The sequence below is a fragment of the Methylocystis sp. H4A genome (assembly GCF_015709545.1).
GTDB lineage: Bacteria > Pseudomonadota > Alphaproteobacteria > Rhizobiales > Beijerinckiaceae > Methylocystis > Methylocystis silviterrae.
The window spans coordinates 68,320-82,274 of record NZ_JADNQY010000021.1; the positions used below are offsets into that span (position 1 = coordinate 68,320).

The following is a 13,955-nucleotide window of genomic DNA, read 5'->3' on the forward strand; positions in this document are numbered from 1 at the left end:
GGAGAATGTGTATAATGCCCAAATCTAAGGATGTCGGCCTGACTTCCGGTCAGGTCCAGAGCTTTATTGACGATGGTTTCGTCAAAATCGAAAATGCCTTCAGCACCAACCTTGCAAGGCAAGCTAGGGACGAGTTGTGGGCCGGTGTAGGTCTGTCGCCAGACGAACCCGAAAACTGGATTCAACCCGTTATTCGAGTGGGGTTCAAGTCTTCGCCCCCCTTCATCGAAGCAGCTAACACACCGCAACTACGCAAAGCCTACGATCAACTCGTTGGGAAAGGCCGCTGGCTTAACCCCAAGGGCGTCGGAACCTTTCCGATCCGATTTCCCTCACTGGAATCTCCCGGTGACGATGGCTGGCATGTGGACGTGAGCTTTGGCATCGACAATCCGGATTTCATGGAGTGGCGAGCCAACGTGAAGAGTAGCGGACGCGCTTTGTTGATGCTGTTTCTGTTTTCGGATGTTGGTCCTAATGATGCGCCAACAAAAATACGGAAAGGGTCGCACTCGACCATCGCGCGCGAGTTGCTACCCTACGGCGACGTGGGCGCGACGCTCAGGCAGCTTTCCGCGAACGGCTACGCCTCTACGGAAGGTTGCAATGTTGATTTGGCAACAGGTGCGGCGGGCGCCGTCTACCTGTGCCATCCATTCATCGTCCATGCGGCGCAATCTCACCGAGGACAACAACCGCGCTTCATGGCACAGCCGCCGCTGCTGCCGATGGGTGAGTTTGACCCGGCGTTGTCTCCATCGCCGGTTCAGATCGCTATCCGTCAGGCATGTGGGCTGACGTTTTAAGCTAGACAGCATCCGGGGTCGATGTGCGCCGCCGAATGTTGCCGGATTATTACCATCCGTAGCCGTCGGGATACCCGTAAGCTGGGTATCCATAGGCTGGATAACCATAATAATACGGTTGTTGTGCGTAAGCGCCTGCCGCTGCGGCGGCCCCGAGGACGCCCACGGCGGCGGCTGCAGCCGCAGCTGCGCCCGGATTATATCCACGCCGATAATAGCCGCCCCGATAGCGCCGATAGTAGACTTGATCAGTTAAAGATGGTGCTTCCATGCCCTCGGAACGCGCTACGTTGATCGGGCCTGCCCAAGCGTTGGCTGACAAGGTCGTCGCGACCAAGCCGCTGCACAGGGCGCCCGTGACGATCGACTTCAATGTAATTCGCATGTCTGCCTCCGCTCGCCTTTAAACAATTGCGACGCCCCTCGCGAGAAGCTGGATCGTCGCCTTATATTTGGCGCTCAAAACGTCTTTGTCGAGGCCAAGTCGATGCGCGACAGGAATGGATCGTCTCGTCAAGGTCAACAGATCCGGGATGGGCGACGCCGATCCCACGCTGATCCACAGCATAGGGGGCGATCGGTTAGAAGCGCGGCTCGTTCGAGCGAAGCAGGCTCCTGTAATGCGCTGCAAAAAAGAAGGGCGAGACGGCCAGCGTCTCGCCCTAGACATACGCCGCGAAATTCGGTCCGATCAATGAGACCAAGCCGCAGCCCACTGCAACTGTTGTGATTGCCGCAATGTTCAGATCAACGGTTCTTCCTAGCCTTCGGCGCGGCAGTGCTCCACCTGTGGAAAATACCTAGTTGATAAGGGGTTAGACGAAACCGAAGACGCGCTCCGCACTCCAAGTCCTCAAACCACCGGGGGGCTGCCCTCGCCGGATCTGCACGCCGACGTGATTTCGACGAAGGTGTCGGCTAGGAGGCTATCGGCTATAAGGCTGGATCGAACGGCAACGCCGCACTGACCGACACGGCATTTCGAGAGGAACATCGTGAGGATCTCGTTGAAAAGCACTTGTCTCGCCGGCTCAGCGATACGCCGCCGCCGAAATCAGCGTCGAAGCGTGTGCGCTGGGTTCAACAGAGGCGCCCTTGCCATTGCGATTTTGGCCGTCGCGCTCTCCAGCGCAGTCGAGGCAAAGCAAAAGCATGCGGTTCCTCCGCCAATCCCCGCGGGCGCAGAGACGGCGCCGCCTTTGGATCAATGTGGCCATCCGATCGTCACGGACAGCGTCGGAAAACCTTACATCGACCCTGTCTGCATCGCCCTCTCCGATCACCTGCAACCTCCGCTCTATATTCCCCGGCCTGAATGCAACAGGGGCGTGGAGCCTTATGATTCGAGTTGCTTCTTTGAGCGACTCTATACGGTGATGACGGCCTCGCCGGGCCCACGGCCACTCAATAGGCCTCCTGCTCCATATCCCTCTAAATAATCCTTGAGCGATCCACGCCGGGCGACGCTCTCATCTGATGCGCGGACTGCCTCCGCACTAGGCGCGGCGGGGCGCGAGAATCGACGCCATTTTGCCGCGATTCAAGCGCATGTACAAAATCTCCGCCCTATTCCGAAGGTGGGATTATACGCATGCACGACCTCATCATTCCGCCGGAGCCGCCCCTGCCGAAAAGACGCGGCCCGCCAGCAAAACTGCCGGTGGAGATCGTCATCGACCGCCGCGGCAATCGGCCGGTCCGTTATGGTCTGATCGCCGCGTTGATCGGTCTTGCCGGACTTGCGGCCACGCATTTTTATGCGTCCGACCGTTCCAAGGACGCGGCAGTGCAAAAGGCTGAGGCGCAGGCGCCCCAGCAGGTCACGATCCCGGTGTTGGACGAAGCGTCGAAGCGTCGGATCGCTGCCCTTCAAGATGAAGTGCAGGAACTGCGCACGAAATTGGACGCCGTGGAGAAACGACAAGAGGCCGACAGTGTTCGCGCGCAGCCCGCCAGCCCCCCTCCTCCCGCTGTCGAAAGCCAAGCCGCTGCTGGCGCCACGAAAGCTGCGCCCGTGACGCGTTCGCCAGAAAAGGGGCAGGCCAAAGTCGCGCGCGCCGCCGGGAAGGAAAACGCCAAAGTCGACATGACGCCCGTCCAGACGATCGCGCCGGCTTCGAAAATCATTAGCGGCTACAGGGTGCGCGACGTTTATCACGGCGCCGCTCTTATTGAATCGGACAGGGGCATGATCGGCGTCGAGCCCGGCGAAATCGTGCCTGGCGTTGGTCGAGTGACGGCCATTCAGGAACGCGGCGGTCGTTGGGTGGTCGTCACGGAGAGCGGAGAAATTCTGGGGAACGCGCATGGACAGTCGCGCGCTCCGGCTCCGCGTCAGCGCCAATTCGCGCGAGAACTCTACGGCTTTGAGCCCGGCCCCTTCGAACCGCCGATGTTTCCCCGCTACTGATGATCGGCGCTCGTAGCTCCGAGAAGCGCGGGCGGGGAGAGTGAACGCACGCGCGCCAGGATACGTGTGAGCCTTCGATGCGATCGCAATCAGTTGCGACGCGCCGGCAAGAGGCGAAGCGTTTCGAATGGTCCCCAGGCGAATTTGCCATTGTCGACGGCGAAATCGCCGTCAGCGACATATTCCACGACGAGCTCGGAAATCTTCCGCCACTCTTCTGGCGTTGGCGCTTCCCAAATCGCTTCCGGCGTTCGCTCGTCATTGCACAGAGCAAAGATCGCCTGGGCGATTGCGGGATGGGTTTGCCGGTTGACGCTCCATCCGACCGGCGGCGGGACGCAAGAGCATATTCGATTGTTCATCGTCGCCTCCTCGGGCTCGTTTCGCCCGGCGCGAGGCGCGCCGTGTTGAATGTTAGCATAGAAGGCGGCAGGCTGGAGAGATCTTCGCCAATAATTTCGCTGGCTCGAGCACAGCGGCGCCTTGTCTGAATATCAGCCGGGAGCAGGATCCCATTCTGGAGCGCGCGCGGCGATTCGTGAAGGAAGACCATGAGCGCTGCCTATATGCGGTCTTAGGCGCATCTGCTGCGAGGTTTCACATGCAAAAACGATCCGTGTTGGCGGCGACGTGCGCAGCCTTGAGTTTGACCTGGGAGACCGCCCTCGCAGGGGCAATGAGCGCCAATAATTTCATGCTTCCCACGAAAGACGTCGCGCTCAAATGCGCGCCACTGAACTACTCCATACACTGCTCGATTTCTTTGAGAGCTAATCCACAATACAGTTCTTATTGCTTCTATGTCGCGGCGGGTCAGTCATATCCCATGAAGACCGACTCCCGTTTCGGATTCTACAACAGCGTCGTCAGCCTCCAGCTCAAGAATAGTTCTCCCGTGACCGCTCAGTTGAGAGACCTGAGGACCGGCGCGCATGCGCGATGTTTTGAGGCCGGGTGATCGGCGCTGATCCTTCGCGCCGGCGCTGCTTTCCTTTTGCCTGCAACGGAAGTCGACGCGGCGCATGCAAGCGTGAAAGGAAGCCCCGCGGCGCGTCCACTCAACTCATCTCGCCGACTTGGCTTAACCTGATGTTCTACTTGGGGCGCCAATCTGGCTAAGGCGTCACGTCGCCCTAGCTGATAATGCGCGGCGCCTTTGGGGTCTATAAGGCATGTCAAAATCTCTGTTCACTTCGCTGGCGAAAGTCGCTTCACTCGCGCTCCTTCTCGCCTCTCTCGCTGCGCCAGCGTTGGCGCAACCGATCAATGTGCTGATTTTCGGCGATAGCCTCACCTCCGGTTTCGACCTTCCCAAGGCGCAAGGATTTCCGGCTCAGCTCAATCACCGGCTGCTCGCCGACGGCTATAACGTTGTCGTCTGGAACGGCTCCAACCCCGGCGACACCAGCGCCGACGGCTACGCGCGCATTAACCAGGCGCTGCAATACAATCCAGATCTCGTCCTTGTCGAGTTCGGCGCCAACGACATGCTGGACCATACCGATCCGCGCGTCACCTACCGCTATCTCGACGCGATCATCCGCATCTGCAAGGCGCGCGGCGCGCGCGTGATCCTTGCCGGCATGCTCTCGCTGCCGAAGAACGGGCCAAACTATATCGTCGGGTTCAACAACATCTATCCGACTCTCGCGCACAGCAATCGCGTGCCGCTCTATACTTTCATGCTGGCCGGAGTCTACGGCCACCCGGCGCTCATGCAGAGTGACAACGAGCACCCGAATGCGCTTGGCACCGCAGTCATGGTGGCCGGCATCGCGCCGCTGATCGAGGCGAATCTGCGCAGTATCCGCGTCGCCTCGCCGGCGCCCTCTCGTCGCGGCGCTCGGCTATTATCACGGCGATAACCCCGAGCGCGCCAGCGATGCGCCCGGACGATGGAGGCGACGATGCGGAGATTTCGGCTGGCGGTTCTTCTGCCCTTTGCGCCGGTGTTTGTTTCCCCGGCGTCGGCGCAGGCCACGGCCGCGGACATTGTCGCGGCGCATATTCGAAGCCAGGGATACCCCTGCGACGCGCCGCAAGCGGCAAAGCGCGACCCTCGTGCTTCCAAACCTGACGAGCCGGTCTGGCTGCTGACCTGCGCGAACGCCCGCTATCGCGTGCGTTTGGTCCCCGACATGGCCGCGGCGGTCGAGCAAATTCATTGACGTGACGCAGATTGCCCGTCAACGCCGGCCGCGCTTTGGCGAAGACCCCGCGCTCGGGCTTGTTGATTGCCGGGGGCGCCTCGCGCGTGATTTTGGCCATCAGGGCTCGGCGCGACGACGCCAAAGGCGTTCTCTTGCCATCGCGCCGGGCCTTTGGCATATGTCTTTCGCGCGCCGCCTTATTATGCGGACGCATGGAGACGTGGCCGAGAGGCTGAAGGCGACGGTTTGCTAAATCGTTATAGGGGAAACCCTATCGTGGGTTCGAATCCCACCGTCTCCGCCACGAAACAATCCCAACCCGTCCAACCAAGTTCAAATACGCCCGTTTTCTCGGGGTTTTTGCGCGTCGATCGTCCAGTTCCGTCCAACTTCGTCCCGCTTGCGCCAATCCGTTTTGTGGGTATCGTTGTGGGGTTTGGAGGACGATTCCTTGGCTCGCGGACTGCACAAACTGTCGGCCTCTTTCGTGAAAAGCGCGCCGGTCGGAAAGCACGGCGACGGCGGCGGGCTCTATCTGATTGTCGCGAGCGAAGCCGCTAAGAATTGGGCCTTCCGATATATGAAGGCCGGACGCGCTCGCGAAATGGGTCTGGGCTCCGCCTTCTATGTCCCTTTGTCGGAAGCGCGCTCGCGGGCAGCCGAAATACGGCTATCGATTGCGAAGGGCGCGGACCCATTAGAGGAAAGGCTACCAGCGCGAGAGCGTAGGAAGCGCGAAGCGTCGAAACAGGTCACGTTCAAAAGCCTCGCCGAAGATTTCATGCGCACGAATGAGGCCGGCTGGAGCAACGCGAAACATCGCGAGCAATGGCGCCGGTCGCTGGAGCTTTTCGCCTATCCGACAATCGGTCAAATGCCGGTCGCTGAAATCGGCGTTGACGACGTGCTGACGATCCTGAAGCCTATTTGGGCGACGAAGGCCGAAACCGCGCGCCGCGTTCGAATGCGGATTGAACGTATCCTGTCGGCGGCCATCGCGCGCGGCTTGCGCTCGCCGCCCAATCCGGCAGTATGGCGGGAAAACTTGCAACACCTGTTGCCGACGATATCGAAAGCCCGGCGCGTGAAACACTTCGCCGCCGTTCCGTTCGGCGAGGTCCCTGCCCTGATGCGCGCGCTGCGCCAGCGTAAGAGCATAGCGGCGAGGTGTCTGGAATTCACGATCTTGACCGCGGCACGAAGCGCGGAAGCGCGCGGCGCGAGCCTTAGCGAGTTCGATCTAAAGAAAGGCGTTTGGACAGTTCCGGCCGAACGGATGAAAGGCCGAGTCGCGCATCGCGTCCCGTTGCCGGCGCGCGCCGTCGAGATAGCGCAAGAAATGGCGCCGCTCGCGGAAAGGTCCGGCGGGCTGATCTTCCCCGGCCAAGGAACCGGCCGCCCATTGACGGACACGGCGACTGTGAAAGTGCTGCGGAGCTTGGGGCGAACCGAAACCTTGCACGGTTTCCGCTCTACTTTCAGGGATTGGGCCGCAGAGACGACGCATTACCCGAATCACGTCGTCGAGATGGCCTTGGCGCATTCGATCGGGAACGCGGTCGAGGCGGCTTATAGACGTGGCGACCTGTTCGAAAAGCGACGGGAATTGATGGCGGATTGGGGAAAGTATTGCGCTGACGGCGCTTCTTGAATCATATCTCTCAGGTGACAGGCAGCGTAATCTATCCATGCTTTTCTATAAGTTTCCCCAGCCGGTCCATTAGGTGCCTGAGATAATTCTTATTCGCATGCTCCCTTCCACGGTATCCAATATAGCGGACACTATCTGCCCCAGAGCCGTTGACTAAGAAATTTAATTCAGCCTTGGATATTCTTCCGTTTAGCGTCTTCAATATTTTCTCAGAGAGGTTAGATATATCTCTATCCCATTTGTCTTTTTCTTCATCTGTCGATGGAAATATACTAAAAACAGTTTTTGTATCTTCATAAAGGCCATTCAAAATCAATGACAGTTTGCTTTCATGATAGCGGCGGGAAATACGATATGTAATTGAAATTATTACACATGCCGCAGTCAACGGAATGAAATTTTGGGACAAAACAGAGATCAAAGTTCCCTCCTCAATCCCAAATCGAGATTTGAGGAAGCCAACGAAAGTTCCGTAAGCGAGATTATCGAAAATGCTATGAAATGCGACAATGAGCATGCCCGCAAAGGCGAGCAATGCTGTCCAAAAAATTCCGTCATTCTTCCGCATGGAGCGCATTCTGACTCTCGCGCCATGCATACCTCAAGCCGATAATCGCCATTTTTTCTGCGCCCTGCCCCGCCAACGATCGCCGATCTGCAAAGCCAAGGCGTCTGCGGCGCCCGCGCGTTTTGCCTGAATCAAGCTTGCCAACGTTGCGGGGTTATCCCATTCAATGCGCTGCGGAACGCCGCAGAGCTTCCCTTTATCCGCTTGGCGAGGTCCCGGCGCTTCGTCTGTTCGGCATGCGGGTCGCGTGACATGCATCTCATACCGGATTGGCCGCGGTATCGGGCATCGCAATAGAATGCTCGCGACGGGGAGATTTGCGCAATGATCTGGTCATGTGATTCCATAGGTACCGAATGTAGTCGCCTTGGCCATAAGCTCGGGTGGCGGTTTCTGACTTGCCCCAAGGGCAACATTGAAAGCGCATCGATCGCCCTGGTCACGATAAATCCGGGCGGAGATAAATATCTTCCACCTATGTGGTCGGCGGAAAACGGTAGCGCTTACGTCGTCGAGACATGGAAGGACCGCGCCGCCGACGGAATGGAGCGCCTGCAAGTCCAGGTGCAACGGCTGTTTCAAACCATACCTGTTGCGCCGGAGAACGTCCTAAGCGGATATTTGGTGCCGTTCCGTTCCAAGGATTGGAAGAGCCTGGAAAACAAACAAGCGTCGCTCGAATTCGGCCTTGAGTTGTGGAGAAAGGTGTTTCGACAGGCGGAGAAAATCGAAACCGTGATCGCATTTGGGAAGCAGATGGCTCCCCACATGAGCAAATTGTTGCATGCGAATGCGAATCCAAAAGCAGAATTCTGCGCGGGCTGGGGCGAACAAAAAATCGACCTGTATGAATGCGCCGGACAACGGCGCCTGATAGTCGTTCCGCACCTGTCGCGCTATGCCTTATTTGGCAGGCCCGGAAATGTGGCGGAGAAAGCTATTCTTGAAGCGCTGAAAAATTAGAAGGCTTCGCCAACCGCTCGGTGTGCGTGGCGACCGCTATGCCGTGCGTTTCGTCGGGATTCTTATGACGTCGCCCTCATAGCTCCATGAGGCGATCACCTTTGCTCTGATGTTGTTCGCCGCTTCGCTAACGCATCTATTAAAGTAGGAGCTAGCAACACCTTCGTAATTCTTGTTGAGCAAGTCCTGCACACACCGCTCGCAACTCATTAGATACGCGAAGACCAACGGCGGCATGGACTCAATACTCTCTAGATCGGCAACCTCTTGCCATTCTCGTTCGAACAATCGGCGAGCAGAGCCCGGCAAGGCTTCCGAAACGGATGACTTGAAGCGATGCCGCAGCTTTTTCGCTGCGTCGTCAAAATTCTCGACGGCTTGGCGATTCGCTCGAAGCGAAACTGGATGCGGGTTCATAATGCGCTCCCATGTGGGGGCAAGACGCAATGTCGGGCCTTGAAACAATTCCAGAAAATGTTTGTAGCTTAGACGGAACGGGGAGACAAGCTTATGTAAATTCCCTACCAGCATTGCAGGACCGTCCATTTTAAGCTCGCCGCGACTCAGGCCGCGAGCGTCATTCGAGGAAAGGCCTCGCCTGTGAGGGCGAGGCCTAAGCCAGGTAAAATCGGTATCGCTCAACGCAGCAATATTGCGCTGTCTGCGCCTGTCAGTCAACGGCGCGTTCTAAATTCTCTCTATTTTTTGCGCGGTTAGCCAACACATGGGATTGTGTGATTACGCTTTAGAGTTTCAGTCCTCTTTCGCCAGCCGGAACGCGATCACGTTCGAACCATCCTTCATTGTCGTCAGCACTTCGCGTGTTGCGGCATTGTCGGAGCGGCTAAATTGGATGGCGCGTATTCACGATCGAATGCCGGTCATACTCGACTGGCGCGGCATTGGAGCCTGGATGGCCGGCGACGATCCGGGCGCGCTGTTGAAGTCGGCGCCCGAAGATGCGTTGCAAGAATGGATCGTGTCTTCGCGCGTCAACAGGTCGGGTGTTGGCGACGACGACGCTGGATTGATTGAGAGGGTCGCAGCGGCGCCAATCGCGCCATTGGAAGACGGCTTCACAATAATAGAAAAAGGCGGCCTTGCTCTCGGTCGAAAGCAAGGCCGCCAGCGAGGCCGGAAGAAGAGTGACGTAGGAAGGTCGTCTAACCAATAAATTTGGGTGGCTTCGCCCTTCGTCAAGCCCCGACTTCCTGCGATCGAACGCGCTGCTCAATTCGTTGCAAGAGCTTATCCATTGCGGCAGGCAGAGGCTCAGCGGCTACGCCTGAAAACATGGCTCGGGAAGCGCTCAAAAAAAAACCGGCCCCGCCATTGCTGACAGGGCCGAAGGCTTGATAGAGGCCCGCCGTCTGTTCCTACAGCGAGCGTCAAGAGTGTTGCGCGGCGATGGCCGGGGGTCAATCCTCTTTCGCCGCGCGGGGCGACCGAACGTCGTCTTCGTCATCCCCGATCGCAGCCTTGACTTCCAGCACAGCGGCTTGGGCGCAGTCATTGAATGTCCGATCGGCGTCTATCTTGAAAGCCCCGTCCGTCGCGAGCCATGCGTTGCGGCGATGTTTGTGCGCGATTTCCGCCAAGGCGTTCACCTCGCCGTCATCGTCGGCATTCATCGCCGCTTCAAGCGCGCGCCGCTGGAAGGGCGCGAGCCTCTCGTAAAGCGCACATTCAAACGCGGCGGCGAACATTCGATTTACGACAATCGCTTCGTCAACGGCCGGTTCAATAGTGGGACGTGTTGCTGTATCCGTCATCGGTTTGGCTCCTAACGTTTGGGAGAAATTCAGGCGGCTCGGGCCGCGGTTTGTGATTGGCGCGTGGCAACGTCGCGCCGGTCACGTGCGACGCGCCACGCATAGCGGAGGCATTCCGACCAACTGTCGAAAACTCGGCGCCTGCGAAGGCTGTGCGCATAACGCATCACGGCTGCGCGATCGATTGGCGCGACACGTGCGGATGTTTTGCTCATCGCCCCAAGCTCCTTACCGGCTCGCGATTCCGTGACAGCCTGAAGCTTAGGTAGACGTATTCGCGTGGCGCCGTCAAGCTTATTCCAGCATAAATGTTGTCATACGATGTATAGTGTCTGTTTCTGCATGTCACAACATTCACACAACAAGGAATAGATACAAAAAAAGCGCCGCCGACCTTTCGGCCGGCGGCGCTCCCCACCTCTCAGGAGATTTTGCTTGATCCTGTAGGCAGCAGGTCTGCGCTCGTTTGCAACGCGCCGGGCACTGCCCACAGGTTCGCCGTCAAGCGCGACGTGGAGTCTGCCCGGCTAACTGCGAAACTTGTGGAGGTCTGAAAATCGCTCAACGCGCAGATGGCGCGGCGTGCGCATGTAGCTGACGACTTGCAAGAGCCCGATCACGACGCCCGATAAGAAGCCGGTCGCCGCAAACCACACAAACGCCGTCACGATCGCAACGCCGATCTGTGCGACGGGAGGTAATTCGCCGATCGTCATCGCTGCGGCTTCCCCAAGCATCGAATCTCACACTCAACGCGCGAAACGCCGTCGTCGCTCACGCTCGCGACTTCATACATCTGCCCGTCGCATAACCTTTTGATCCGGTCACCATGATGGATTGCCCAAGGCAAATCGAGGCGAGAGAAGCTCGCGCACAAGGGCGACGTTTCGACTCGCGCATGCAGATTGCTTCCCGCCATCTCAAATCCGAGATGGGATTTCTGCGCGATCACGCCCGTTATGGTGACGGCCTTGTCGGCGTAAGGTTCGGCCGCATAGTTTGGCCGCGCGTGGCAAGGCGTGAGTTCGACAAGCTCGCCGAACGCGGCGTTGATCGATTGTGAGACGCGCGCCATGCCGGCGCGCCAGTTGCTATTGATGAAAGACATTGTGGGGCGTCGCTCCTACCTTGTGCCATGTGCGCCAAAGCCGAAATTAGACGAAAGAGGCGCAGCGACGGGCGCTCCGCCGCCACCACCACCCGATCTAGCTGGCGAGTTTCCGCCGCCTTGCATGGTGGTTCCGAGCTTGCCACTTAGCTGCATTCGCGCCGACGCGTCGGCAAACCGCCGCTCGATTGAAGCGAGGAACTGCGGCGATGCGTCGACTCGCACGTGATTTTCCACGCTGACATGCGCTTCGCCCTGGACCGTTCCTTGAACGGAAATCTCCCGCGGAACGGCCCATGTGCTCCCATGCGGTTCGATCCCCGGCCACTTTGGTCTGTCGTGATGGTCGCCAAGCGCCGGGAATCCGCCGTCACGCGTGAAAGGTGAAGCCCAATATCCCTTGCCGCTCAATTTCGAGTTCAAGCCAAACGCGGCGCCGTTGCGGGCGCCATCGAATGCAGCCGCGCGAATAATTTCCGAGCCGCCAAAGAAGCGATTGAACTGACCCTGCCCTCTCGGATCGATTTCCAATGGCGACCAAATAGTGAGCGCGCGCAAATAGGCGTCTCGCGCCTTGCGGGCTAGTTCGTCCGCATGATCTTCGTCGTAAGCAGACGGCCGAGGCCCACGACGCTTTTCCTCTTGCGCACGATCAAACGATCTTGCCTCTTCGATCATTAACCGCGCGACGGACCCAATGACGATTGTCCCTGCGGCTATCGCTAACCCTTGGGGAGTCATGAAACGCGCGAGTAAACCCGCGCCTCTCGCCGCGGTTGCCGCTGCGCCAGCGACGCCCGCACCTTCGGCCACGCCACCAATAGCCGCGGCGCCGGTCGGGATATTCAGGCCAGGGAGTTTCGAAGCAGCCGCGGCGAGCCTCAATTCAACGGCCGCCGCCTGTAACGAAACGCTGGCTGCATTCAATGACGCGCCACCCTTTAGAGCGTCGAGAACGCCGGCCCCAACTTGGTATAGTTTGTAACCGGCAACGCCCGCCGTAGCGACAGGCGCAGCCGCGAGCGCAGTTGCAAGAGCAGGATTGTCCTTTTGGAATTTGCCAAGCGATTCGCCAAAGGACGCGACCCCGCTCGCCAGCCCGCGCATGATCCTCGCGGCCGGTTCCATAGCGGGCGAAGTCAAGGTTGCGGCGAGGTCCTTGAAAGCCGTCGAGAAGGCTTCGGCTTGAGCAAGAGGATTCTTGCCCATTGAGTCGAGCGCGCCTTGCGTGCCGGCTGCCTTCTCGAAAAGCCCCATATGGCGCTTGAGCGTGTCCTCTTGATTAATCATCATCTCGACGATGCGCGCGGCGTTCGAATTCGGGAACAGCCGTTGCGCGGCGAGAATCTGGTCCTCTTTTCCGCTCACGCCATGCGAGCGCAGCGCCGGCAAGAGGACATTCCAAACCCACGATGCCGGGTCTGTCGCCGCGAGTTTGTGCCCCTCCATAAAATGGCCGGGTAGCAGGCCCGCCGCTTTTACCTTCGAGGAAAAATCAATATCGCTATCTTTGACGAGCCCTAGCCGCCTGAATTCCTCTAAAGCCGGATGTGCGGTGGGGCCTTTCAGATTCGACGTTATCAGCTTCACCATCTGGCGAATGCCGAAACCCGCCGTCTCGCCTCCAAGCTCTTGCACAAGGCCCGGCGCGATAAGATGCAAGAACCGATCGTGGAACAGCGGTGCCGCCGTGCCTGATTTTTTGACGAAATCCGCAAGCTGCGCGGCGTCAATCGTTTTGCCTAAGACCTGTTGCGCGCGGACGGCCGCATCAAAATACCGTTCCAGCCGTTCCGTATTCTGTCCGAAACCCGCAATTTCGGCGGCCTTCATAAGCCATTGCAGGCCGGCGGCGGACTGCCCTGTTGGGTCGCTCGCTTTCATCGCTGCTTCAGTGCGGGCGACGATCGGCAGGACGTGCTCGGCTTCCTCGGGCTTGGGAACGATCGAACGAATCTCTTTGTATCTTTCGAGCAAAGAGGTTTGATCGAGGATCGGCAACCGCGTCTGAAGGTGCTGCGCGAGCGCCCTGGCGCTTTCTAATTCTTTACCGTGAATGCCGGCGAGCCCGAGCCTAAATTGTTCGGCGACACGTTCGGCCCCAAGATGCAGCGCTTTTTCGGAACCGTGAATAATCGATGGCGCCGCCATGATCGCGACATTAGACGCGAGGCGCTTAGTCGCTTCAGCCATTCGAGCGTAGTGCGATTGCGCCCGCTCAAGCTGGCGCATATGCATGTCGAGTGCGCGATTGGCCGCGTCGAAATGTCTGACGACGCCGCTACCGGGGCCTCCGAGCTTTTCAAATGCGCGCGCGGCGTTTTGGGCCTCGCGCATGATGCGATTAAGTGCGGCGGTCGCTTCGTCATGAACGGAAACCGTTGCGTCTATGCGAGGCCCTGCCATGGCTCAAACCTCCTGTGCGCCACTTGGGGCGATGATCTATTGAGAAATGAAAAGAGCGCCGTCTAGGACTGGCGCTCTTTCTGCAATCGAGAAATGTGTTCGAGATAAAAAGACGCTTGCG

Annotated in this window: 14 protein-coding genes and 1 tRNA gene; 8 read left to right on the forward strand and 7 right to left on the reverse strand. The window is 58.7% G+C overall.

Annotated elements, in window-relative coordinates; translation table 11 throughout:
* The first annotated feature begins 14 nt into the window (after nucleotides 1-14).
* Nucleotides 15-806 (forward strand): phytanoyl-CoA dioxygenase, encoded by a 792-nt coding sequence (locus tag IYW40_RS07235; RefSeq protein WP_196400030.1) that lies wholly within the window; start codon nucleotides 15-17, stop codon nucleotides 804-806.
* A gap of 1,591 nt (nucleotides 807-2,397) precedes the next feature.
* Nucleotides 2,398-3,216 (forward strand): hypothetical protein, encoded by an 819-nt coding sequence (locus IYW40_RS07240; protein ID WP_196400031.1) that lies wholly within the window; start codon nucleotides 2,398-2,400, stop codon nucleotides 3,214-3,216.
* Between the two features lie 89 nt (nucleotides 3,217-3,305).
* On the opposite strand, the gene IYW40_RS07245 is transcribed toward IYW40_RS07240, so the two are convergent.
* A complete protein-coding gene (locus IYW40_RS07245; protein WP_175095938.1) occupies nucleotides 3,306-3,578 on the reverse strand; it encodes a hypothetical protein in 273 nt (90 codons plus the stop codon).
* Between the two features lie 810 nt (nucleotides 3,579-4,388).
* On the opposite strand from IYW40_RS07245, the gene IYW40_RS07250 reads away from it, so the two are divergent.
* From IYW40_RS07250 to IYW40_RS07265, 4 genes are all read left to right on the forward strand, one after another.
* Nucleotides 4,389-5,081, forward strand: coding sequence for an arylesterase (locus tag IYW40_RS07250; RefSeq protein ID WP_196400032.1), 693 nt, complete (start codon nucleotides 4,389-4,391; stop codon nucleotides 5,079-5,081).
* A gap of 42 nt (nucleotides 5,082-5,123) precedes the next feature.
* Nucleotides 5,124-5,384 (forward strand): hypothetical protein, encoded by a 261-nt coding sequence (locus tag IYW40_RS07255; protein WP_196400033.1) that lies wholly within the window; start codon nucleotides 5,124-5,126, stop codon nucleotides 5,382-5,384.
* Between the two features lie 196 nt (nucleotides 5,385-5,580).
* Nucleotides 5,581-5,670: transfer RNA gene (locus tag IYW40_RS07260), tRNA-Ser, on the forward strand.
* A gap of 147 nt (nucleotides 5,671-5,817) precedes the next feature.
* A complete protein-coding gene (locus IYW40_RS07265) occupies nucleotides 5,818-7,017 on the forward strand; it encodes a site-specific integrase (RefSeq protein ID WP_196400034.1) in 1,200 nt (399 codons plus the stop codon).
* Between the two features lie 31 nt (nucleotides 7,018-7,048).
* On the opposite strand, the gene IYW40_RS07270 is transcribed toward IYW40_RS07265, so the two are convergent.
* The gene (locus IYW40_RS07270; protein ID WP_196400035.1) at nucleotides 7,049-7,585 is read right to left on the reverse strand and encodes a hypothetical protein; all 537 of its coding nucleotides are present in this window, start codon (nucleotides 7,583-7,585) and stop codon (nucleotides 7,049-7,051) included.
* A gap of 324 nt (nucleotides 7,586-7,909) precedes the next feature.
* Here IYW40_RS07270 and IYW40_RS07275 point away from each other — a divergent pair, with 324 nt between their 5' ends.
* On the forward strand, nucleotides 7,910-8,548 hold the full coding sequence (locus IYW40_RS07275) for a hypothetical protein (RefSeq protein ID WP_196400036.1): 639 nt from the start codon (nucleotides 7,910-7,912) through the stop codon (nucleotides 8,546-8,548).
* 36 nt (nucleotides 8,549-8,584) lie between these two features.
* Here IYW40_RS07275 and IYW40_RS07280 read toward each other — a convergent pair whose 3' ends face one another.
* Nucleotides 8,585-9,094: a hypothetical protein gene (locus IYW40_RS07280; protein WP_196400037.1), complete on the reverse strand. Its 510-nt coding sequence runs from the start codon at nucleotides 9,092-9,094 to the stop codon at nucleotides 8,585-8,587.
* A 307-nt stretch (nucleotides 9,095-9,401) separates the two neighbouring features.
* Between IYW40_RS07280 and IYW40_RS21730 the strand changes: the two genes are divergently transcribed.
* Complete coding sequence (locus IYW40_RS21730) at nucleotides 9,402-9,722, forward strand: SOS response-associated peptidase family protein (RefSeq protein WP_348644251.1); 321 nt, start codon at nucleotides 9,402-9,404, stop codon at nucleotides 9,720-9,722.
* Between the two features lie 244 nt (nucleotides 9,723-9,966).
* Here IYW40_RS21730 and IYW40_RS07285 read toward each other — a convergent pair whose 3' ends face one another.
* The 4 genes from IYW40_RS07285 to IYW40_RS07300 form a co-directional block, all read right to left on the reverse strand.
* Nucleotides 9,967-10,320, reverse strand: a complete 354-nt coding sequence (locus IYW40_RS07285) for a hypothetical protein (RefSeq protein ID WP_196400038.1) — start codon at nucleotides 10,318-10,320, stop codon at nucleotides 9,967-9,969.
* A 527-nt stretch (nucleotides 10,321-10,847) separates the two neighbouring features.
* A complete protein-coding gene (locus IYW40_RS07290; RefSeq protein WP_196400039.1) occupies nucleotides 10,848-11,036 on the reverse strand; it encodes a hypothetical protein in 189 nt (62 codons plus the stop codon).
* Entirely contained in the window at nucleotides 11,033-11,428 is a 396-nt protein-coding gene (locus IYW40_RS07295) for a hypothetical protein (protein WP_196400040.1), read from the reverse strand. The genes IYW40_RS07290 and IYW40_RS07295 overlap by 4 nt, the downstream gene beginning before the upstream one ends.
* 15 nt (nucleotides 11,429-11,443) lie before the next feature.
* The gene (locus tag IYW40_RS07300; protein ID WP_196400041.1) at nucleotides 11,444-13,834 is read right to left on the reverse strand and encodes a hypothetical protein; all 2,391 of its coding nucleotides are present in this window, start codon (nucleotides 13,832-13,834) and stop codon (nucleotides 11,444-11,446) included.
* Between the last annotated feature and the right edge of the window lie 121 nt (nucleotides 13,835-13,955).